This window comes from Spiribacter curvatus (genome assembly GCF_000485905.1).
In the GTDB taxonomy this organism is placed as follows: domain Bacteria; phylum Pseudomonadota; class Gammaproteobacteria; order Nitrococcales; family Nitrococcaceae; genus Spiribacter; species Spiribacter curvatus.
Window position 1 is genome coordinate 1,333,292 of the sequence record NC_022664.1, and the last position, 22,814, is coordinate 1,356,105.

A 22,814-nucleotide genomic window follows, 5' to 3' on the forward strand; every position below is an offset into this window, starting at 1 on the left:
GGCGACGGACCACTAAAAACCCGGCCATGAGCCGGGTTTTTGTATTAGACCCTTCAGAGGGACTGAAACGCCCGCTAGCTTCTTTTTACGGCAAGATGTCGCCACATATCATACGTCGCCAGCACCGCGCACCCAATAATCGCGATCATCAGATCGATATGCGGCACGAAAAGCGGCACCACCAACAGGAACGCGCCGAGCATCAGTAACGCGATCACCGCCATAACCCGATCCATCATGGGCCTGTCTCCTCATCCGGGCTGCACTGCAACAGCAGCCAGCGTGCCGTTCTCAATAACCGTGCATCCTGTCCATAAGCACCGACCAACTGAATACCCACCGGCATATCGTTGGGGCCTGTCAAAAGCGGCAGCGTAATCGCTGGGAGCCCACACAAGCTCCAGAGCGAGCAGAAGATCGGATCACCCGTCGTGCTCAGATCGGCGGGGGCCTCGCCCGGCGCCGCCGGGGTAATGATCGCGTCAAAACGCTCAAACAGAGGATCGAGGGCCTCGCGCAGCACCGGTTGCATATCCCGAGCTGCGAGGTAATCGACTGCTGCGATGCTGCGGCCCTGGTCCATTAATGCACCGAACGCATCACTCAGTTGATCCGTATCGCGCTCAGCGTAATGGCCGAGATTCCGCGTCATCTCACTGGCCATGATGGTTGCGAGCCATCCCGCGCTCCGACCGAATAAATCCGGCAGGGCCGCCTCAGTACCATGCTCACCGAGCAGATCGACCAGCTCTGCAAACCCCTCGGTTGTTGCCGGTTCAAGACGCTCACTGAATGGCGTATGGACCATCGCAATGTCGGGGGTAACCGGCGGCGCTGACAACGCCGTGTCCAGCAATGGTCCCGGATTCAATCCACAGTCGCGATCCTGACCATCCGGCCCCATCACCGTCGCGGCCAGAGCGACGTCCTCGACACTGCGGGCGAAAAACCCAACCTGATCAAGCGACTGGGCAGCCTTCAGCACACCCGTTCGTGGCACCGAGCCGAAGCTTGGCTTATACCCAATCACGCCGCAGTATGAGGCCGGGCGTATGACTGAGCCATTCGTCTGAGTACCGACGGCGAATGGCACCATGCCGGCCGCAACCGCCGCCGCGGAGCCGCTCGATGATCCACCCGGCGTACGTGCTGGATCGTGAGGATTCGTCGTGGGTCCGGGATGAAAGTACGCCAGTTCACTGGTGACGGTCTTACCCACAATCACCGCGCCCGCATTACGGAGCCGCTGTGTCAGCGTCGCATCCTGGGTAGGGCGTTGCCCCGCATCCAGTGAGGTGCCGTTTTCGGTCGGCATTCCACGCGCATCAATGATGTCCTTGAGGCCGATTGGAACCCCGTGGAGTGGGCCGAGGGGCAAACCCATTGCGCGCCGGCGATCGGCCTCTTTTGCCTGCATGAGCGCCTGCTGCGGGTCATAATGGGCCCACGCGTGCACACTTGGCTCTATGGCCTCGATCCGTGCCAGACAGGCTTTGGTAACCGTTTCGCTGCTCAACGCACCATCGGCCAAATGCCTCGCCATCTGCGACACCGTGAGGCTCGCCGGGTCTCCAATTTCTACGCGCTCAACCATAAACAGTATCCGGAAGCCAGAAGACGATTTGCGGGAACACGTAAAGCACCACCATCGCGACGAGCACAAAGAAGAGGAATGGCATACAGCCTCTGAAAATGTCCACTAGATTCACAGACGGTGGCGCAATCCCCTTGAGGTAATAGGCCGACATCGCCATCGGTGGCGTCAGGAATGAGGTCTGCAGGTTAAGCGCCACCAGGATCCCGAAGAACAGCGGATCGACGCCGAAAATATCCAGCAACGGCAGGAAGATCGGCACGAATATGATGATGATCTCTGACCACTCGAGCGGCCACCCGAGCAGGAAAATGATCAGCTGAGCGAGGATCAGGAAAGTAATGGTATTAAGGTCGAGCCCGACCACGAATTCTGTGATGAGATGCTCGCCACCCAGATAGGAAAATACCGACGAGAATGTCCAGGACCCCACAAAAAGCCAGCACACCATGGCCGTCGTCTTGAGGGTGAGATAAACCGAATCCCGCAGTTTATCCCAGGTTAGCGCCCGATAGATCGCTGATAGCGCCAGCCCACCCAGCGCGCCTGCCGAAGCGGCCTCGGTTGGCGTGGCCAGACCGAATAGGATTGAGCCGAGGACGGCCAGGATGAGCACCGCGAGGGGCACAAAGGACGTCAGGATCATCAGCAGTAGCCTGCTGTATGGCACGTCCCCAACCTCGTCATCGGTTGGCTTCGGCGCCACCGACGGCTGAAGAATACTCCGTATGACGATATAGCTGATATACAGGCCAGCCAGCAGCAGTCCCGGGAAGAGCGCTCCGGCGTAAAGCCGCACGATCGACGTGCCCGTTGCCGCTGCGTAAACAATCAGCATGATCGACGGTGGAATGAGGATCCCCAGGGTACCACCGGCACAAATGACGCCCGATGCGAATGCGTTGTTGTAACGCGCATTGAGCATCGCCGGTAGCGCCAGCAATCCCATCAATGTCACAACCGCGCCGACGATACCGGTCGCAGTCGCGAAGAGCGTACAGGTGATAAGCGCTGCAACGCCCATGGCGCCGGGCACTCGTCGCGCCGCGATATAAAGCGTGGAGAACAGGCGCTCCACGATGTTGGAGCGTTCGACGATATAGCCCATGAACAGAAACAGGGGCACCGCCGTCAGCACTTCGTTCGCCATGACCGAATAGGTCTGGTTGACGAATAAATCGAAAATGCGGTTGTTCAGAAATCCTTCAAGATAGGCCTGCCAGACTTCCCAGCCCTCAGCGCCCTGCTCCACCAGGCGGTCATAGGCACGCCACATCCGGCCTGGCTCAAAATAAGCAAAATAGCCGAAGGCGATACCCAGCGCCATCAGCGTAAAGGCGATGGGAAACCCCAGAAAGATCGAGAGGATGAAGACCCCTAACATCAGGATCCCGATTTGAGGATCGGTCATCGTTCATTGCCTCCCGTGTCAGGTGCGGTGTCCAAAGCGTTGTCCGCGTAACCCTCACCGCCACTCTCGAGAAGCTGATCTTCCAATTCGGTCACGTCCTTGACGTCGGCGGGCCATTCACCGGTGCGAAGGCAAACGAGGCAGCGGCAGACCTGGGCAATGCCTTGAATCAGAAGCAGCACGGCACCCACCACCATCATCGTCTTGAAATGGAAGATTGGAATCCCGGCCGGTGAAAAGGTACTCGTCTCCAGGTACTGCCAGGAGCGGGAAGCGTATTTCCAGCCGGAGAACACCAGCGCGAGGATGCCTGGAAAAAAGAACAGAAAATAAAGCGTCAACTCGACAGCAGCCTGGGTCCGTGGCTTCCAGAGCCGATAGAGAAAGTCACCTCGGACATGCGCATTGCGCGAAAGCGTGTATGCCCCGCCAACCATGAACAGCGTGCCGTAGAGGATATACGACATGTCGTAGGCCCAGGCCGTCGGCGCATTGAAGAGATAACGTGACACCACCTCATACCCCATTCCGAAGGCCATGAGCAGAATCAGCCAGGCGAAACTACGCCCAACCCAGGTGGTGAATCGATCAATCGTGTGGATGATCTGGAGCATAGATCACTCTTTTTCAGCCGATTGTCATAAAACCACCCCGGTCGAGAGACCGGGGCGGATCAGTTGGCGGATCACCCGATTTACATGTTGAGCCGGCCGGGGAAGAAGTGCTCGTAGGCGAGCTGCAGATCCGGCTGGTTCATGAGCTCATAGAATACGGTCCGCTCAACCCAGGCTTTCTGACTTTCCATGACACGGCGCATGAAGTCGTCTTCTTCCAGCCTCGGAATGAGTGTGCTCCAGGCCTCCAGCTGTGCTTCCAGGATTTCGTCGGAAGTCCGATGTACGGTCACACCAGACTCGGTCTGCATCGTCTCAAGGTCGGCTGAGTACCGATCCAGCGCGCTGGCCGTGTTCGACGTTGAGGCCGCCTCGACCGCATGCAGAAGGATCGCCTGCAGGTCGTCGTCCAGGCTCTCGAGCATGTCGCGGTTGAACAGCCACTCAAAGGACTCACTGGCCTGATGGTAAGAGCCCAGATAATAGTTTTTAGCGACATCCTGCGCACCGAAATCACTATCGGACGACGGGTTGTTGAATTCGAAGGCGTCGATAACGCCCCGCTCCATCGCTGGCACAATCTCGCCGCCGGGGAGCTGAGCAACTGACATGCCCATCTCATTGAGCAGATCAGCGGCAAGACCCACGGTCCGGTACTTCAGACCCTGGATGTCCTCGACCGAGGTGACATCACTGTTTTTGAACCAACCAAATGGCTGGGATGGCATCGGAAAACCAAATTGACCGACCACGTTCAGACCCATGATGTCCTGGGTGAGCTCGCGGTACAGCTCTTTGCCGCCGCCGGCATACCACCACGCCATCATGTTGTTCGCATCGCCACCCCAGACCGGACCAGTGCCGAACAGCGAAGCGGCGTTATTTTTGCCATACCAGTAGACCGGCACTTCATGGCCGATATCGATGATCCCGTCGCTGACTGCGTCAATGACCTGAAAGGCCCCCACGATGGCGCCAGCCGGAAGCAGATCAATCTGTATCCGCCCGCCCGACATGCTGTGCACGCGATCCACGTATTCTTGGGCAAAATCGTTCCAGATATTGCCGCCGCCCCAGGCCGTCTGCATTTTCAGCACGATTGGCGACTGGGCGTGCACATACGGTGCACCGACGACTGCCGTGCCCGCAGCGATGCCGCCGGCCGCAGAGAGGCTGCTCTTCAGAAATTTCCGGCGCGAACCATCCGGCTCTGCCGCGTTTGCATTGACATGATCCACTCTAGACTCGGTCATGCTGCACTCTCCTCCTCATTGTTGTAACGCACCCCATCGTTGCAGGGCACTCTCAGCACCAGTCACCGGCCTCGCAGGACGCCGGTAATCAGTCTGCCCTCGAAATACACCATATCTGTGCCATTCGAGCAAATCACATTTGCCATCAATGCCTAAGCCTGGGACTGGGCCTTCAGTGTCAGGCGATGAGCGTGCAGCAGCGGCTCGGTGTAACCACTCGGCTGCTCGCGGCCCTTGAAGACGAGATCGCAGGCCGCCTCGAAAGCCCTGCCGTCGAATCCCGGCCCCATCGGGGTATAGGTCGGATCGTCGGCATTCTGGCGGTCCACCACTGCCGCCATACGCTTCATCGCCTCCATGACCTGGGTCTCGGTCACAATTCCGTGATAGAGCCAGTTGGCGATGTGCTGGCTGGAGATACGTAGCGTCGCACGGTCCTCCATCAGACCAATGTCACTGATGTCCGGGACCTTCGAGCAACCCACCCCATGATCGATCCAGCGCACCACATAGCCGAGGATGCCCTGACAGTTGTTATCGAGTTCCGCAGCAACCTCCACCTCACTCCAGTCGGTGTCGGTCGCGACTGGAATCGTCAGCAGATCGTCGATGTCGGCCCGTGACTGGCCGGCCAGTTCGGTCTGGCGCGCCCGGACGTCCACCTGATGGTAGTGCGTGGCGTGCAACGTGGCCGCCGTCGGCGACGGCACCCAGGCGCAGTTGGCACCCGCCCGCGGATGGCCGATCTTGGCGTCGAGCATATCGGCCATCCGGTCCGGCATGGGCCACATGCCCTTACCGATCTGGGCATGACCGGCCAGACCACAGGCGAGGCCCGTATCGACGTTCCAGTCCTCGTAGGCATTGAGCCAACGGGATTGCTTCATGGCGGCCTTCCGGATCATCGGCCCGGCCTCCATGCTGGTGTGGATCTCGTCACCGGTGCGATCCAGGAAGCCGGTGTTGATGAAGATCAGCCGCTCACGGGCCTCGTGGATGCAGCGCTTGAGGTTGAGCGTTGTCCGCCGCTCCTCGTCCATGACCCCGATCTTGAGGGTGTTCTCCGCCAGCCCGAGGATCTGCTCGACCTGCGCGAATAGCGCCACCGTGAGGGCGACTTCATCCGGCCCGTGCATCTTCGGCTTGACGATATACACACTTCCGGTCCGGCTGTTGCCGCCCTCGCGCTTAAGATCATGCATGGCGATCAGCGATGTGCACAGCGCATCCAGAATGCCCTCCGGGATCTCGTTGCCATTGGCGTCAAGAACCGCCGGCGTGGTCATCAGATGGCCGACATTGCGCACCAGCATCAGGCTGCGGCCCTGGAGACTGAACGGATCCCCACCCGCGCCGGTGTAGTGCCGGTCGGCATTGAGCGTTCGGATCACCTCCCGCCCCTGCTTATAGAAACGCTCCTCCAGATCGCCCCGCATCAGGCCCAGCCAGTTGGCGTAGACAAGCGCCTTGTCCTCGCCATCCACGGCAGCGACCGAGTCCTCGCAGTCCTGAATCGAGGTGATTGCCGATTCCATCACCAGATCGCGAACCCCGGCTGGATGAGTGCGACCAATGGGATCGGAGGAATCGATGCTGATCTCGACATGCAGCCCGTGGCGGCGCAGCAGCACGGCAGTCGGCGCCGATGCATCGCCGGCAAAGCCGACCCACTGTGCCGGCTCGGCGAGGCCGGTATCACCGCCCTCGCCGATCGTCACACGCAGGGTCTCTCCCGCCTCACCCTCGACGATGCGATAGGCGGTGACATCACCGTGACTGCCGGCCGCCAATGGGAAGTTGGCGTCCAGAAATGCCGTTGCCCAGGCCACCACGTGACGGGCGCGTTCCGGGTTGAATTCAGTGCGCCGCTCGATGCCTTCATTGTCGGGGATCACATCGGTGCCGTAGAGCGCATCGTAGAGGCTTCCCCAGCGCGCATTGGCGGCGTTCAGCGCGTAGCGTGCGTTGTTGAGGGGTACAACCAGCTGCGGGCCTGCGATCTCAGCGACTTCGGCATCCACGTGCGCCGTTGTCACCTGCACATCATCCACCGGCGGCTGCAGATAACCGATCTCCTCGAGAAAACCGCGATAGGCCGGCGCGGCATGCTGCCCGGGATGCTGGCGATGCCACTCATCGATCTGCGCCTGAAGCGTGTCGCGCTGTGCGAGCAACGCGTGGTTGCGCGGGCCCAGCTCGCTGACCAGCGTCGCCAGCCCTTCCCAGAAATGGGCCTCATCAACGCCCGTACCGACGATAGCCGACTGGCTGATGAGGTCATAAAGTGGCTTCGCCACCTGGAGCCCCGCTCGCTGAACACGCTCTGTCATTAACTCGTCCCCGTCATGATCGATGTGAATGTTGTTCTCTAATACGATGTCGCTAAAATAAAGCAGATCGCCGGGAGGATGAACCCCATGGATGACGCCCACTACGACACACTCGTCCTCGGCAGCGGCCCCGCCGGCGAAGGCGCGGCGATGAAACTCGCCAAGGGCGGGCAACGCGTGGCGATGGTTGAGCGCCACCGTGAAGTGGGCGGCGGCTGTACCCACTGGGGTACGATTCCCTCCAAGGCACTGCGCCACAATGTCCGACGGCTGATGGAGTACAACAGCTCCCCCCTGTTCCGGGAGGCGGGGGAACCACGCCACCTGTCCTTTCAGACAATGCTCCACCATGCCCGTCGCGTCATCGATCAGCAGGTCGGCCTGAGAAGCGGTTTCTATCAGCGCAACGACGTCCCCGTACTCACTGGGGCGGCCCGCTTTGAGGACGAACACACGCTGGCGCTGACCGGCATCGATGGTCGCACCCACCGGCTGACCGCCCGGCATTTCCTGATCGCGACTGGCTCCCGTCCATATCGACCGGCAGATGTGGACTTCAGTCACCCGCGGATCCATGACAGCGATCAGATCCTGTCGCTCGAACACACCCCGCGTAGCGTGATCATCTACGGGGCCGGTGTCATCGGCAGCGAGTACGCTTCGATCTTCCGCGGGCTGGGCGTCAAGGTCGATCTGATCAACACCCGAGAGCGCATGCTTGCGTTCCTCGACGATGAGATATCCGACGCTATTTCCTATCACCTCCGCGAGCACGGCGTCCTGATCCGGCACCGCGAGCAGTACCAGTCCATCCAGGCCGATGACGAAGGCGTCACCCTGGCGCTGCAGTCGGGCAAACGGGTACGCGGCGATCTACTCCTCTGGGCCAATGGCCGCAGCGGCAACACCGACGGAATGGGTCTCGAAGCCATCGGTATCCAACCCAACGGACGCGGTCAGGTCGACGTCAACGACAATTTCCAGACCGCACAACCTCATATCTACGCGATCGGCGATGTCATCGGCTATCCCAGCCTTGCCAGCGCCGCCTACGACCAGGGCCGGTACGCGGCGACGCATATGCTCGACGGACACTGCGATTATCGACTCGCCCATGATGTCCCGACCGGCATCTACACCATCCCCGAGATCAGCTCCGTCGGTCAGACCGAGCGCGAGCTCACCGACGCTCAGGTGCCTTACGAGATCGGACATGCGTTCTTCAAGGATCTGGCGCGCGCTCAGATTTCCGGCCAGACCATGGGCATGCTCAAGCTATTGTTCCACGCCGATACGCTGGAACTGCTCGGGATCCACTGCTTTGGCGACCAGGCCGCCGAGATCGTGCACATCGGTCAGGCGATCATGGCGCAGCCGGCACCGAACAACACGCTGCGCTATTTTCTGAATACGACCTTCAACTACCCGACCATGGCTGAGGGCTACCGGGTTGCAGCGCTCAACGGTTATAACCGCGTCGCCTGATTGAGCCATTGGAAAGGGAGCGCTCAAGGCGCCGCCAGGCCTCGCGGAATGCACGCTCGAATGCGCGCCCGCGTAACCTCACGGCAATCAATCTGGTCTATCCTCGGGTGTTGATTCAAAGGACAGGGACGCAATGCAAGCCGACAACCTCAACCAACCGGCCCTCTACCTCAACCGCCAACTCAGCCTGCTGGCATTCAACGAGCGGGTCATGGCACAGGCCGCCGATCTGTCCAACCCCCTTCTCGAGCGACTGAAATTCCTGTGTATCGCCAGCTCGAATCTCGATGAGTTCTTCGAGATACGGGTCGCCGGACTGCGTCAGGCCCGGGAGCTGGGCGTGGGACAGAGTGGACCGGATAATCGGTCACCCCAGCAGATCCTGCGCGAGATCAGCGAGCGCACTCATGCGCTGGTGGACGAGCAGTATCGGCTCCTGAATGACGAGGTCACGCCGGCCCTGGCTGAGGCGGGCATCCGCTTTCTGCGCCGCAACGAATGGACCGGCGAGCAGCAGGACTGGATCCGCGCCTATTTCGAGACCGAATTGCTGCCGATCCTGAGTCCGCTGGGGCTGGACCCGGCTCACCCCTTCCCGCAGGTGCTCAATAAGAGCCTGAACTTCATGGTGTCGCTGGAGGGTAAGGATGCCTTTGGCCGCAGCAGTGGCATGGCCGTGGTCCAGGCGCCCCGGGCGCTGCCACGGATCATCAAGCTGCCCTCGGAGCTGGATGGGGGCGGCGCCTGTGACTTCGTATTCCTGTCATCGATCATTCATGCCCACGTCACTGATCTTTTCCCGGGCATGAAAACCACCGGCTGCTATCAGTTCCGCGTCACGCGCAACTCCGATCTCTACGTCGACGAAGAGGAGATCGACGATCTGCTCCGGGCGATGGAGGGCGAACTGCCCTCGCGCCGCTATGGCGACGCGGTACGGCTCGAGGTGGCGGCGAACTGTCCTGAGCATATGGCCAGCTTCCTGCTTGAGGAATTCGAGCTCGAGCCCGAGGCGCTCTATCAGGTCAACGGTCCCGTCAATCTCAACCGCCTGCTCGCGGTCTGTGACCTGGTTGACCGTCCCGATCTGAAATACCCCGGTTTTACACCGGGACTACCGGCGGAGCTCAGTCACAGCGGGGATATCTTCAAGGTCATGCGGCGGCGCGATGTCCTGCTGCATCACCCCTTCGAGTCGTTCGCGCCGGTGATCGAGTTACTCCGCCAGGCCGCTCAGGATCCAGATGTTCTGGCGATCAAACAGACCCTCTACCGAACGGGGCCCGACTCGGCGGTGGTCGATCACCTGGTGACGGCGGCCCGCGCCGGCAAGGAGGTCACCGTGGTCGTTGAGCTCCGTGCCCGCTTCGACGAGGCAGCGAACATCGGTCTGGCGAACCGGCTGCAGGAGGCCGGCGCCCATGTCGTCTATGGCGTGGTGGGGCATAAAACGCATGCCAAGATGATGTTGATCGTCCGCCGTGAGGGTCGCCGCCTTCGGCATTATGTGCACCTCGGCACCGGCAACTATCACTCGCGGACCGCAAGGCTTTATACCGACTATGGTCTGATGACGACCCGATCTGCGATCGGTCAGGACGTCCATCGTGTCTTTCTGCAGCTCACCAGTCTGGGGAAGGTATCGGCACTGAACCACCTGCTCGAGTCACCCTTCACGCTGCATCCAGGGATGCTCGAGAAGATCGCCCGGGAGCAGGCCCATGCCGAGGCCGGGCGCCCCGGGCGCATCATCGTGAAGGTCAATTCGCTGGTCGAGCCGAGAGTGATCCGGGCGCTTTATGCCGCCTCCCAGGCAGGCGTTGAAATCGATCTGATCGTGCGCGGTATGTGCTGCCTGCGACCCGGCGTCGAGGGCGTGAGTGAGACCATTCGTGTTCGCTCGATCATTGGCCGCTTCCTCGAGCACACCCGAGTCTTTTATTTCGCCAACAACGGCGATCCGGACCTTTTCTGCAGCTCTGCCGACTGGATGGAGCGCAATTTCTTCCGCCGTGTCGAGGCCGCTTTCCCGGTACTCGATGCCGAGCTGCGGGATCGGGTGCTGGCCGATCTGCAGACCTATCTCGCGGATAACAGCCAGGCCTGGGTGTTGGACTCCGAGGGTCGCTATGAGCGGCTGACGCCCGGTGATGAGGAGGAAGCCGTCAGTGCTCAGCACGCCCTGCTGGAGGGCTATGGCGAGGGCAGCTGATCAATCCTCAGCGATTTTCAGGCGAAAGCCAGCCGCCTCGAGGTAGCCTGCTTCCTCGTTGAGGTCGGCCTCCACCAGCGGATTATCCTCCAGCCAGCCCGCTGGAAAACGCACCGTCAGTTTGCGGTCCGAAGCCTTGAGGGTGAGTGACGGTAGCGGCTCATCACTTCGTGCCCGGTGGAGACCAACGGCCAGACGCAGCAGCACGGCGAGCCGGATCGAGTGCTGCTGCCAGTCACCGGGGAGATCACGGAATGCATTGCGCGGAAACTTGCGCCGGTGGGCACGGATCAGGATCGCCAGCACCTGCTGCTCCTCGCGTGCGAAACCAGCCAGATCGCTGTGCCGGACGATGTATTCGCCGTGCTTGTGATACTGGCTGTGAGACAGATCGAGGCCGATCTCATGGATCCAGGCGGCCCAGTTGAGCGTGTCACGTGCCGTCGCGGTCTCGAGCGCCCAGTCATCCGCCACCTGACGACGGAGATACTCCGCGGACCGGGCGACTCGTCGGGCCTGATCGGCATCGACATGATAGCGCTCCGCCATCGCATCAATGCTCTCCGTGCGCACATCGGTGTGGCGGATCCGCCCGATCAAATCCAGCAGCAATCCCTCGCGGAGCGCTCCGTCGGCGGCCTCCATATGCTCCAGGCCCAATTGCCGGAAGGCCCCCAACAGCACCGCGAGCCCACCGGGCAGCACCTCGGCGCGGGCGGCACCCACACCATTGAGCCTGAGTCGCTTGATATCACCCGCCTTCATCAGCGCGCGGCGCAGTTTTTCCAGGCCGCGGATATCGATGCCGTTTGTGGTCCAGCCATTCTCGCGCAGGCAGCGCTCAATCGCGCGAATCGTACCCGAGGCACCAATGGCCCGCTCCCAGCCCAGCCGGCGGTAGCGGTCCGAAATCGGTTCCAATTCCCGGCGTGCCGCGATCTCGGCGTTCCGGAGACGCTTATCGGTGATACCACCATCGGCGAAGAATCGCTGCGTGGTGCTCACGCAGCCCATATGCAGACTCTCCATCTCCCGCGGCACGAAGTGCTCGCCAATGATGAACTCGGTACTGCCGCCGCCGATATCCATCACCAGCCGCCGGTCGTCGTCATCAGCGATGCTGTGGGCGACGCCCAGATAAATCAGCCGCGCTTCCTCATAACCGGAGACGATCTGAATGGGATGGCCCAGCGCACGCTCCGCTTCGCTCAGGAATTCCCGCGCATTACGCGACTGCCGAAGGGTATTGGTCCCGACCGCGCGGACAGCCCCCTGGGGTAATTCCCGCACGCGCTGACCGAATCGCTCGAGGCAGGCGAGCGCCCTTTGACGCGCCTCGGCGGAGAGCTGTTTATCGTCATCGAGGCCGGCGGCGAGCCGCACCGATTCCCGTAATCGGTCATGGGTGCGTAGCGCGGATTCCTCCGGTCGCGCGATGATCATGTGGAAGCTATTCGATCCCAGATCGACGGCTGCGACCTCATCCGCTTCAGCGGCCGCGTCGATTGCCTGCGATTGGTCGCCAGCCATCAAAAATCCCCCAACGCTCTATGCTGACTCTGTATCGATACGGGCCCGCTCGATGCCTTGCCAGATATCCGCATCCGATGACCGGAGCATGCTGGTACCCAGCACACAGCGCATACGCTGTGTCGCCGGCAACGGCGCGAAACGGCGGTTCTCGATGCAGTTGCGCAGTTTTTGCGCGACGCGGCTGGCCTCTTCGTCTGCTGCATCAGGCAGCACGACGAGGAATTCCTCACCCCCATAGCGGCCCAGACCATCGATATCCCGGACACAGCCGCGAAGCCGCCGCGCCACCTCGCGGAGAATCTCATCCCCGATGGCATGACTGTAGTCGCGGTTGATGCGCTTGAAATGCAGCAGGTCGATGAATATCACCGCCAGCGGTTGCCCCAGTCGCTCCGCGCGCTGACGCTCTTGATCGAGGAAGGCGATGATCGCGCTGCGATTGCTGATCCCGGTGAGGGGATCGAGCACCCGCAAGTCGTGGACCTCTTCGCGGGCGCGTTGGAGGTCGATCTGGCGATCCCGCAGCAGCCGCCGCAGCTGACTGACATGACTGGCGAAGAACCCGCCGCAGGGCACTAGCGTGCTGAGTGCAACCAGATGCAGCAGCTCCACCTGGGCATTGAACGCATCCGGGCGCTGATGCCAGACCGCCCCCACCGCCAGCGCGTAGCAGAAGAGCGCGAATCCACCGAGCGCGGTGAATTGCGGGGCGTTGAGGCGGAGCACGCCAAACATCAAAAGCACCAGAAACAGGAGCAGCAACCCGCCACGGCCACCATCCAGCAGATACATCGTGATACCCATGAGCAGACAGACCATGAACATCTGCAGACCGGTCAGACTGGGGTCGACGAAATGCTCGTTACGGCCGCTGCGCAGCAATACATAGAGCCCCACGTTGACGAGGAGGACAACCAGGCTCAGGAACTGCCATTCGGGCACCGCCAGCAGCCCCTGCCGCACATAGAGCCCCATCAGCGCCACGGCCAGGGCATAGACCGTTGCCGCCAGGAGGAAGCGGCGCACCCGCAGCGACTGGCGCGGATCATCCTGGGGCAATACCATGCCCAGCGGGAGCTTCATTCCTCTGACTCCAATTCGGCGAGCTGGATATTGATCGCGTTCACGGAGATCCAGATCTCACGCACGGAAAGCCCCAGTGAAACCATCATCAGGATCAGGCTGAGGCCAAACAGCCAGCGCGCCACCAGCACGAAACCGCCGAACAGCAGGAACATGCTCGCGACACAGGCGAGCAGACTGCCGACCCCGGCGGCCTGCATGTACTGTATGAGCCGGACACGGCGTCGCAGGTTATCGATCTGCTCGAGCAGATTGCGGCGTGGCGTCGAGGAGTATCTCGCCTGCAGGTCGCGGATCAGCGAGGCGAGTGCCAGAAACCGGTTGGTGTAGGCGAGCAACAGCAGGGAGACCGCTGGAAACAGCAGCGACGGCGTTCCCAGCGTGAGGTCCATACCCGCTTGCTCCCCGGTACCGCTTATTGTGCGCCGTTGCCGGCACCACCCGCCGAACCGGAGCGGCGCTGACCCTGCACCTCCGATCGCAGGCTCTGGAAGCGCTCGATCATAGCCGGCACCTCATCGTCGATATCGCTCATGGCGCTCACGATGTCGTCCTGCAACTCGACCTGCTCTTCCTGGATGCCGCTGTCCTGCATGGCGGTACGGCGCGCCTCGAGGAGCGACTGGCGCATACTCTGGTATTCCTCCATCAGACCGGCCCGCTCTTCCTCGGCCACGTCGCCGCCCCGAAGCTGACTGGCGATGTCCTGCAGCCGCTTGACGTCCGCCCGCGGGTTGACACCCTCATCACGCATCCGCGACATCATGCGGTCCTCCAGGGACTGCTGGCGATCACCCAGATTGGGGTTCTGGTTGATCGCCTCCTCGCGGATGGATGCCAGCGACTGCTGGAGCGACTGCAGCTCTTCGCGCTTTGCGGACGGGCCATCGGTATTCTGGGCCTGTGCGATGCCCACCGCACCGAGCGCCGATACAGCGAGCATCAGGACGGTACGCCGCGCCCAGCTGGGAAGAAATAATGTCGACATCGATGACTCCATCCTGTCTGTTTGAACCGAAAGTAGGCTGGCAAAGTACCAGCCCGTGACGTTGTCGTGTCAACAATCCCCTACAATAATCGGGTTATCATGTCGCGAATGACTGCATCACACCGGCCTGAATCATTCCAGCGCCACCATCAGCCGGATCAATTCGGCTACAGCTCGCGTGTCGTTTTCCTGGAACAACCTGTTGTTTCGACCCATGATTCGGCCGGACAGGCCGTCCCATGGTTCCCTGACATCGACGATTATCTCGATGCCTACCACCGGGTGGGCGCGCCATGGCTGTGGTCCGACCGGCTGGCTATGGGCAGGGAGCGCATCACCCGCGACCTCTCGGATCCGCGTCAGCAATGCTGGCGGGTCGACGATGAACGGGGTTTCGCGGGCTTCTGCGAGCTTGTCTCCCGCCGACCGGGCGATGCCGAGGTCCTCCACTGCGGCGTTGTCCCCACGGCTCGCGGTCGGGGGCTGGGGCGGCGTCTTATCAACAGCGCACTGACGGGTGCACGCGCGCTGGGGGCACAACGGCTCTGGCTGCACACCTGCAGTGAGGACTCCGCGGCGGCACTGGGCTTCTATCAGCGAGCCGGGTTCCGGATTTTCGCCACCCGGCTGGAATGGGTTATCGATCCGCGACGCCGCGGTCTTCTTGATGCCGGCGCAGGCGATGCCGTGAACCTGCCATGGACCGGCGAAGCGGCCGTCAATGCGTTCAGCGCGGCCGCAGATGCCGGTTCAGACGTCGCTCGATCAGCCGGAAACCGCTGAGAATAAAGACGGTGAGCAGCCCATAGATCAGCCCGGCGGCGAGGAACAGCTCCATCGGGGTGTAGGTCCGCGCGATGATCGTCCGCGCGACCCCGGTCAGATCCATAAGCGTGATGGTACTGGCGAGCGCACTGCCCTTGAGCATGAGGATGACCTCATTGCTGTAGGCCGGCAGGGCAATGCGGAACGCACGGGGAAGACGGATCCGACGCCAGATGAGCGCCGGCCCCATGCCAACCGCCCTGGCGGCCTCTATCTCACCGCGGGGAACGGTCTGTATCGCGCCCCGAAGGATCTCGGCGGTATAGGCAGAGGTATTCAGTGTGAACGCAATGATCGCGCACCAGTAGGCCTGACTGAGGTATGGCCAGAGCATGGATGTGCGGACCGCTTCGAACTGCCCTGCCCCGTAATAGACAAGGTAGATCTGCACCAGCAGCGGTGTCCCACGGAAAAAGTAGATATGCGCCATTGGCAATGCACGCATCCACCAGCGATCGGAAACGCGGGCGATGGCAACGGGCACCGCCAGCATAAAGCCGAGGACACCGGAGACCGCTACCAGCTCCAAAGTCAGCAGCGCACCTTCGGCAAGCGCCGGGAGGCTTTCGAGCATGACCGCCCAGTTCATTCTGTCAGCGTCCGCATACCGTGGGTGGTTCGCCGTTCCAGCCAGTGGATACCCAGGGTCGCTACGGCGGTCAGGCCCAGATAGATGAAAGCGGCGGCGACGTAGAAGGTGAAGGGGGCTTTGCTATAGCCAACCGCAATGGAGGTCTCACGCATGAGATCCTCCAGACCGATCACCGACACCAGCGCAGTGTCCTTGAGCAGCGACAGAAAGATGTTGCCGCCCGCGGGCAGCGCGACTCGCCAGACCTGAGGGAGAACGATGCGCCGGAAGATCCGCGCCGGGCTCATCCCCAGCGCCAGGCCGGCCTCACGATGCCCGGGAGGTATGGTCGCCAACGCGCCCCGGAAAACCTCGGTCATATAGGCGCCATAGTTGAACGCCAGTGCGATCACCCCCGCCATGAATGGGGAGAGCGCGATGTAATCGCTGTAGCCAAACGCGGTGGCCACGTGATTGATGGCGTTGGCCGCACCGAAGTACACCAGAAGGATGACCAGCAGCTCGGGGAGTCCACGGACCGTTCCGGTATAAACCGTTCCAAGCCACCGCAGTGGGCGCGGGCCAGCGGTTTTCGCACTGGCACCGAGCAGCCCCAGAACCACGGCGCAGACCATACTGACGACGGCCAGCTGCACCGTGATCCAGGTGCCCGAGGCGAGCTGCGCGCCAAACCCCTGAAGATCCATGCGCGGACGCCTGGCGGATCAGTAGATGTCGAAGGGGAAATAGTCGGCGTTGATCGCCTGATACGTCCCGTCGGCGCGGATGGCCTCAATCGCCTCACTGAATCGCTCGGCCAGCGCCTCATTGCCCTTGCCAACGGCGACGGCAATCTTGTCATCGTCGTAGACCGGATCGCCCTTGAACTCGTAAGCGGCGCCCTCGTCGCTATCCAGCCACTCATAGCTGACATAGACATCAGCGAGCACGGCATCCAGACGACCGCTTTCCAGATCGAGGTAGGCATTCTCCTGCGTGTCGTAGACCCGGATCTCGGCCTCGGGAATATTATCCTGAAGCCACTGCGCGGCGATCGTGGCGCGCTGGGCGCCAATCACCGCATCAGCGGCATCGGCCGGCATGAACTCACTTTCATCCGGCGCAATAAACTGCAGCTTGTTGGAGTAATAGGGCTCGCTGAAGCTGACCGCTTCCTGGCGCTCGGGCGTGATCGACATGGACGCGATGATGGCGTCGTAACGACCGGCGATGAGGCCCGGGATGATCCCGTCCCAGGACTGCGTCACGAGCTCGCAGTCGGCGCCCATTTCCGCACACAGGGCGTCGGCGATATCGACATCGAAGCCTTTCACCTCGCCCGAGGCATCGATGAAGTTGAAGGGAGGATAAGCCCCTTCCGTGGCAATCCTGAGGGTGTCCTGAGCGAACACGGGGAAGGCCAAGAGGCTGCCCAGCAGCAGACCGAACATTGAACGGATCATGACGGTGTCACTCCTTTTGGTTCCGAGAGATGGGTGGTTAAGAATGCGCGACAGCGCTCCGATCGGGGGCGACCGAACACCTCGGATGGCGGCCCCTCCTCCTCGATTCGACCGGCGTCGAGAAAGACGACACGGTGAGCGACATCCCGGGCGAAGCGCATCTCGTGGGTGACGATCAGCATGGTCCGGCCCTCTTCGGCCAGCTGGCGGATCACACCGAGCACCTCGCCGACCAGTTCCGGATCAAGTGCCGAGGTCGGTTCGTCAAACAGGATGACCGCGGGCTTCATGGCGAGCGTCCGGGCGATGGCCGCACGCTGTTGCTGTCCACCGGAGAGAAACGCCGGATAGTCGGTTCTCTTATTGCCCAGACCCACCTTTTCGAGCATCGCCTCGGCCTCGGCGATGGCCTGTCGCCGGGATATGCCCAGCACATGCATCGGCGCCTCGATGACATTCTCGAGGACGCTCATATGCGGCCAGAGATTGAAGTTCTGGAATACAAAACCGATCCCTGCTCGAACGCGGGTGATCTGATCGCGATTCGCCGGATGGAGCGTGCCATCACGACCGGTGCGAAGATCGAGGGTCTCACCGTTGAAAACGATCTCGCCAACATCGGGTTGCTCGAGGAGGTTGACGCAACGCAGCAACGTGCTCTTTCCAGAACCACTGGTACCGATCAGCGCCACGACCTCACCGCGCCGGGCGGTCAGATCGATCCCCTTAATGACCTCCAGATCGCCGAAGCGCTTGTGAATCCCGCGCAACTCGATTGCGGCCTCATCCATGCGACATCCCCGAGCCATGACAGACAGATGACAAGGTTAGCAGCGCAGCATCGCAGTGTCGCCCTGTACGCTCAGGGTGTCGGCGCCATCATGTCGACGATGATCGGATCATGATCGGACAGCCGCCAGTAGCCCTTGCCCTCGCGCGCCAGATAGGCAGGTTCGTCGGCATTGATCGGCCAGACATCGACGTCGGCGACATGCTCGAGCAGGGCCGGGTTCGCCAATGCGTGATCAAGGTAGCCCGCCCGGCCGTGATAGTTGTAGGTATAGCGCGCCATCGGCGGGACATAGCGGGCCAGGAGATCCGCATAGCCTGCCGACGCCCAGCGCGACAGGGCCGATTCCTGTGGATAGGCATTGAAGTCCGCCATCACCAGTAGCGGGCGCTGGCTCACAGTCGGCGATTGCGCGGTTTGACCCAGCCAGTCGATCATGGCATCACTCTGGGCCTGTCGGCGCTGGGCCCAGCAGCCCTGGCCACGGTCGACATCACCGTCGTCGGGGCATCCGCCACGGGACTTGAAATGCGCCACGGCAACCCGGAAGTGCAACCCATGCCCGGTGCGGAACCGTGCCTGTATCGGATCTCGCGGGTGAACGGAGCGGGTCTGGTGACCGCCGCTCATCCGGGATAATCGGGCGGGTCGATAGAGCAGCGCGCTACGGATGACCGCCTCGCTGCGCCCGCGGACCGACCGCCGATATGCCTCGGACTCGGATGCGCCATCATTCAACAGCGCGATCAGGTTCTCCATGGTTGCCGGGTTGTTTTCGATCTCATGGAGCGCCAGCAGATCCGCATCGAGAGCGCGTACGAAGCGGCGCAGGCGCGCCCGCTGACGTTGAAACGCCGATTCGGTTCGGGCCCCTCGACCGTCACGATCGGTGAAGTAGTTGTGCAGGTTGAGATGCACCGCACGAATCCCCGCTGCGCGCGGCGGCACGTCCGGGCGGGGATTCGTGGCCCGGAAGGCCGGTGGCTGAGTCGGATGGATCCGCCAGCGCCCGAAGGCCCGGGTGAGGATCCCGGTGACCGATTCAACGCGATCGCCCGCACGTCGGACACCGCTATCGGTATGGGGAATCGGTCGCGGATCGCGCTGATAGCTGCCATCGTCGATGAGCAGGTCCAGGCGCTGACCACCGATCCCGCCGTTATTGGGGTGGAAGGGCCGCTCGCCCCGCGCCAGCCGCAGAGTACCGTAGCGGCCCAGATTATAGACCTCAGCGACGCTCAGCGGCCCATCAATCCGGACCAGGCGATCCTGCAGGCGCGCATAGGCCGGATCGTTACCCGGCTTGAGTGTAGCGGGCGTCGCGGTCCCGGACCCGCAGTGGACCATCGATACAATGCGCTCGAGCTGGACATGCCCCCGGTAGCGGCCACTCCGGGCCCGGATCCGCCAGCGCTCGTCACGCTCAGGCATTGCCGCCGGAGAGAGATCCGGGGCATAGACAAACAGACCGGCCGCCGGCTCATCCGCTGCGAGGTAGAAGCCGTTCAGCCCCTGATCGCCCGGGAAGCGGGCGCTGACGACGGCCTCAACCTCGATCTCCCGCCCCTCAGCGACCGCGGAACCGTTCAGGCCACGGACATCCGCCAGCGAGGTCGTACCCGGCGCCCCACAGCTCGGATCGGTGGCTGCCACCGCCATACCCGGCATAGCCATCACAAAGGCCGCAACAAGCCACCCTTCAAACCGCACGATGGACATCGCGGATGTTGCGCAGACCGACCATTCGCTGCATCACCCGGCTCAGTTGGTCGACATCAGCCACCTCGACGGTCATGACCATGCGGGCCACCTGATCATCGGGGTCGGTCCGGGTATTCACCGCCGTTACATTGATCCCTTCATTATTGAGCAGCGAGGAGATATCGCGGATCAGCCCCGGCCGATCATAGGCCTCAACCAGAATGTCGACCGGATAGGCCCGACCTGAATCCTGACTCCAGCTGACTTCGATCAGTCGCTCCGGAGCGGTTTCCTGAAGACGGCGGATATTGGGACAGTCGGTGCGGTGAACCGCCACGCCCTCACTACGGGTGATGAAACCGAGAATGCTGTCACCCGGCGTCGGCTGGCAGCAGCGAGCCATCCGGGTCATGAGGTTACCGACGCCATAGATGCTGATATCGTCCTGCGGCGCGGTCGGTTTCGACGCCGTACCACTACGACGACGCAACAGCTGCTCGTCGGTCTCCGACTCCGTTGGCAGCAAGCGGTCGCGCAACAGGTGAGCGATCTGTCCCCCGGTGATGTCGCCCCGCCCGATCGCGGCGAGGAACTCCGGCAGCCGTGAAAAGCGCGATCGTGCCGCCAGTGTCTCGAGGTTAACGTCGGCCAGACCCAGGCGATGCAATTCACGGTCGAGCAGCTCGCGACCGAGCTGCGCGGTCTTGTCCTGATCCTGCTGGCGGAACCAGGCACGCACCTTTGCCCGTGACCGGGGTGAATTGAGATAGCCCAGCGCCGGGTTGAGCCAGTCGCGGCTGGGGCGGGCGTTCCGGGCGGTGAGTATCTCCACCTGGTCGCCGTTTTGCAGGGGCTGCGTCAGTGTGACCATTCGACCGTTCACCCGCGCGCCACGACAGTGATGGCCGATCTCGCTATGGATGGTGTAGGCGAAATCCAGCGGCGTGGTGCCCTGCGGCAGATCAATCACATCGCCCTTGGGCGTGATCACATAGACCCGGTCCTCGAAGATCTCGGCACGGAAGCGATCGATGAGGTCGCCGTCGGTATCGCTATCCGACGCCGACTCGAGCAGCCGGCGCAGCCAGGCGACCCGCGCATCGAAATCGGGATCCTCGCCGCGCCCTTCCTTGTAGCGCCAGTGCGCGGCGATCCCGAGCTCCGCCTGATCATGCATCTCCCGGGTCCGGATCTGGACCTCGACGGCACGACCGCCGTCGCCCATCACGGCGGTATGCAACGAGCGGTAGTCATTCTCCTTGGGGCTTGCGATGTAGTCATCGAACTCGCGCGGGATCGGCTGCCAGAGGCTGTGGACGATCCCCAGCGCGGTATAACAGGCCGGAACGCTATCCACCAGAATACGCACGGCGCGCAGATCGAAGAGCTCCTCGAACCCCAGTCCCTTGCGCTGCATTTTCCGCCAGATGCTGTAGATATGTTTGGGCCGGCCGGTGATCTCGGCATTCAGGCCCGCCTCGGCAAGGCTCGTTTCCATACGCGCTTTCATGGCCTCGATGAAGCGCTCGCGATCGACACGCCGCTCGGCCAGCAACCGGGCGATCCGGCGGTAGTTTTCCGGTTCCAGATAGCGGAATGACAGATCCTCAAGCTCCCACTTGATCTGCCAGATCCCCAGTCGATTCGCTAGCGGTGCATGCAGGTCGAGGGTTTCCCGGGCAATCCGCTGCTGGTCGGATTCCGGCAGCACGCTGAGAACGCGCATGTCATCCAGGCGCTCCGCCAGCACCAGGAAGACCACACGGATGTCGCGGGCCATCGCCAGCAGCATCTTGCGCAGCGCCTCGCCCCGCTTGCCCTCGTTCTCCGTGGTACCGGCCATGTACAGGCGACTGACCTGCCCCATGCGCAGGCAGCCTTCCACCAGACTCGCGACCGTATCACCCATCCGTGCCCGGATCGCCGCAAGATCAGGCCCGCCGCAGTTGGGCAGATCATGCAGGAGACCGGCAATGATCGAATCGGCATCGAGTTCGAGGCCACTCAATGTGTCGGCCACCGCAACGGCATGATCGAGACGGCGATCCCCGGTGACTCGAACGTCGTCACCGTAAGACGTGACGGCATAGTCCCAGGCATCTGCCAGACGCTCGCGCGCCTCCGCATCCGGGCGCCTGGGCATGGCGGCCAGCCAGTCCGCGATGGACTGATCACCGGGACGACCGACGGCCGGGTTGTCGCTCACTTTCACCATCAACAGGATTCTATCGCCTATGGATATTGAATATCCATACAGTACTGTATATATTAACAGTTAATCGCAGACTGATCGGTAGCAAACCATGAACACGCTCACTCCCCGTCAGGACCAGATTCTCCAGCTTATCCAGCGCTTTCTGGAGCGTACCGGCTACCCGCCCACACGTAACGAGATTTCGGCAGAACTCGGGTTCCGGTCAGCCAATGCCGCCGAACAGCATCTGCGGGCTCTCGCCCGGAAGGGTTTCATCACCCTCCAGCCCGGTGCTTCGCGCGGGATCCGCCTGCGCCAGCAAGCGTCAGCCCCGGCCGACGATGCCGACAACACGGACACGGAGGGGCTACCGGTCATCGGTCGGGTGGCCGCCGGCAGCCCGCTGCTTGCTGAGGCCCATATCGATCACCACTACCGGGTCAGCGATGGGCTCTTCTCGCCAGGCGCGGACTATCTGCTTCGGGTTCGCGGTATGAGCATGCGCGATGCCGGCATCCTCGATGGTGATCTGCTCGCGGTTTACTCCACCACTGAAGTCCGCGACGGCCAGATCGTCGTCGCCCGCATCCAGGACGAGGTCACGGTCAAACGCTTTTCCCGGACCGGTCACCATGTCCAGTTACTCCCGGAAAACCCCGAATTCGCCCCCATTGAACTCGATCTGCGCCAGGACGAACTGGTCATCGAGGGGATTGGCGTGGGTGTCATCCGTTCCGGGCTCTAAGCCGAATCGACAGGAGGTTCAT

At 62.1% G+C, this 22,814-nt stretch carries 20 protein-coding genes; 4 read left to right on the plus strand and 16 right to left on the minus strand.

All coding sequences use genetic code 11. The features are described from left to right. Nucleotides 1-74 precede the first annotated feature (74 nt). From SPICUR_RS10005 to SPICUR_RS06555, 6 genes are all read right to left on the minus strand, one after another. Nucleotides 75-239 (minus strand): hypothetical protein, encoded by a 165-nt coding sequence (locus SPICUR_RS10005; RefSeq protein ID WP_158499832.1) that lies wholly within the window; start codon nt 237-239, stop codon nt 75-77. Next, nucleotides 236-1,543, minus strand: a complete 1,308-nt coding sequence (locus tag SPICUR_RS06535; RefSeq protein ID WP_237220322.1) for an amidase — start codon at nt 1,541-1,543, stop codon at nt 236-238. Before SPICUR_RS06535 ends, SPICUR_RS10005 begins: the two co-directional genes overlap by 4 nt. Nucleotides 1,544-1,586: 43 nt before the next feature. Further along, nucleotides 1,587-3,005, minus strand: a complete 1,419-nt coding sequence (locus SPICUR_RS06540; protein ID WP_023367303.1) for a TRAP transporter large permease — start codon at nt 3,003-3,005, stop codon at nt 1,587-1,589. After that, a complete protein-coding gene (locus SPICUR_RS06545; protein ID WP_023367305.1) occupies nt 3,002-3,619 on the minus strand; it encodes a TRAP transporter small permease subunit in 618 nt (205 codons plus the stop codon). Before SPICUR_RS06545 ends, SPICUR_RS06540 begins: the two co-directional genes overlap by 4 nt. An 80-nt stretch (nt 3,620-3,699) precedes the next feature. Beyond that, complete coding sequence (locus tag SPICUR_RS06550; RefSeq protein ID WP_023367307.1) at nt 3,700-4,857, minus strand: TRAP transporter substrate-binding protein; 1,158 nt, start codon at nt 4,855-4,857, stop codon at nt 3,700-3,702. Between the two features lie 167 nt (nt 4,858-5,024). Then, nucleotides 5,025-7,202 (minus strand): malate synthase G, encoded by a 2,178-nt coding sequence (locus tag SPICUR_RS06555; protein WP_023367309.1) that lies wholly within the window; start codon nt 7,200-7,202, stop codon nt 5,025-5,027. 87 nt (nt 7,203-7,289) lie between these two features. On the opposite strand from SPICUR_RS06555, the gene sthA reads away from it, so the two are divergent. Together sthA and ppk1 are read left to right on the plus strand one after the other, a co-directional pair. Then, nucleotides 7,290-8,687 (plus strand): Si-specific NAD(P)(+) transhydrogenase, encoded by a 1,398-nt coding sequence (sthA, locus tag SPICUR_RS06560; RefSeq protein WP_023367311.1) that lies wholly within the window; start codon nt 7,290-7,292, stop codon nt 8,685-8,687. 133 nt (nt 8,688-8,820) lie between these two features. Further along, entirely contained in the window at nt 8,821-10,899 is a 2,079-nt protein-coding gene (gene ppk1 / locus SPICUR_RS06565) for a polyphosphate kinase 1 (protein ID WP_023367313.1), read from the plus strand. Here ppk1 and ppx read toward each other — a convergent pair whose 3' ends face one another. The 4 genes from ppx to SPICUR_RS06585 are packed head-to-tail and all read right to left on the minus strand — an operon-like array spanning nt 10,900 to nt 14,503. Continuing rightward, entirely contained in the window at nt 10,900-12,429 is a 1,530-nt protein-coding gene (gene ppx, locus SPICUR_RS06570) for an exopolyphosphatase (RefSeq protein WP_023367315.1), read from the minus strand. A gap of 18 nt (nt 12,430-12,447) precedes the next feature. After that, the gene (locus SPICUR_RS06575) at nt 12,448-13,515 is read right to left on the minus strand and encodes a GGDEF domain-containing protein (protein ID WP_023367317.1); all 1,068 of its coding nucleotides are present in this window, start codon (nt 13,513-13,515) and stop codon (nt 12,448-12,450) included. Then, on the minus strand, nt 13,512-13,907 hold the full coding sequence (locus tag SPICUR_RS06580; protein ID WP_023367319.1) for a DUF2721 domain-containing protein: 396 nt from the start codon (nt 13,905-13,907) through the stop codon (nt 13,512-13,514). The genes SPICUR_RS06575 and SPICUR_RS06580 overlap by 4 nt, the downstream gene beginning before the upstream one ends. A 23-nt stretch (nt 13,908-13,930) precedes the next feature. Continuing rightward, entirely contained in the window at nt 13,931-14,503 is a 573-nt protein-coding gene (locus SPICUR_RS06585) for a hypothetical protein (protein ID WP_148291329.1), read from the minus strand. A gap of 108 nt (nt 14,504-14,611) precedes the next feature. On the opposite strand from SPICUR_RS06585, the gene SPICUR_RS06590 reads away from it, so the two are divergent. Next, entirely contained in the window at nt 14,612-15,286 is a 675-nt protein-coding gene (locus SPICUR_RS06590) for a GNAT family N-acetyltransferase (RefSeq protein ID WP_023367323.1), read from the plus strand. Here SPICUR_RS06590 and SPICUR_RS06595 read toward each other — a convergent pair. The 6 genes from SPICUR_RS06595 to relA form a co-directional block, all read right to left on the minus strand. Next, entirely contained in the window at nt 15,231-15,917 is a 687-nt protein-coding gene (locus tag SPICUR_RS06595) for an ABC transporter permease (protein ID WP_023367325.1), read from the minus strand. The genes SPICUR_RS06590 and SPICUR_RS06595 overlap by 56 nt on opposite strands. After that, entirely contained in the window at nt 15,914-16,606 is a 693-nt protein-coding gene (locus SPICUR_RS06600) for an ABC transporter permease (RefSeq protein ID WP_023367327.1), read from the minus strand. The genes SPICUR_RS06595 and SPICUR_RS06600 overlap by 4 nt, the downstream gene beginning before the upstream one ends. Before the next feature lie 18 nt (nt 16,607-16,624). Then, nucleotides 16,625-17,362 (minus strand): ABC transporter substrate-binding protein, encoded by a 738-nt coding sequence (locus tag SPICUR_RS06605; RefSeq protein WP_148291330.1) that lies wholly within the window; start codon nt 17,360-17,362, stop codon nt 16,625-16,627. Further along, nucleotides 17,359-18,153: an ABC transporter ATP-binding protein gene (locus SPICUR_RS06610; RefSeq protein ID WP_023367331.1), complete on the minus strand. Its 795-nt coding sequence runs from the start codon at nt 18,151-18,153 to the stop codon at nt 17,359-17,361. Before SPICUR_RS06610 ends, SPICUR_RS06605 begins: the two co-directional genes overlap by 4 nt. Nucleotides 18,154-18,224: 71 nt before the next feature. Next, a complete protein-coding gene (locus tag SPICUR_RS06615) occupies nt 18,225-19,871 on the minus strand; it encodes an ExeM/NucH family extracellular endonuclease (protein ID WP_023367333.1) in 1,647 nt (548 codons plus the stop codon). Continuing rightward, nucleotides 19,852-22,068 carry a GTP diphosphokinase gene (gene relA / locus SPICUR_RS06620; RefSeq protein WP_023367336.1) on the minus strand — a complete coding sequence of 739 codons (2,217 nt, stop codon included), beginning with the start codon at nt 22,066-22,068 and terminating at the stop codon, nt 19,852-19,854. Before relA ends, SPICUR_RS06615 begins: the two co-directional genes overlap by 20 nt. A gap of 88 nt (nt 22,069-22,156) precedes the next feature. Here relA and lexA point away from each other — a divergent pair, with 88 nt between their 5' ends. Continuing rightward, nucleotides 22,157-22,792, plus strand: a complete 636-nt coding sequence (gene lexA / locus SPICUR_RS06625) for a transcriptional repressor LexA (protein ID WP_023367338.1) — start codon at nt 22,157-22,159, stop codon at nt 22,790-22,792. Nucleotides 22,793-22,814 lie beyond the last annotated feature (22 nt).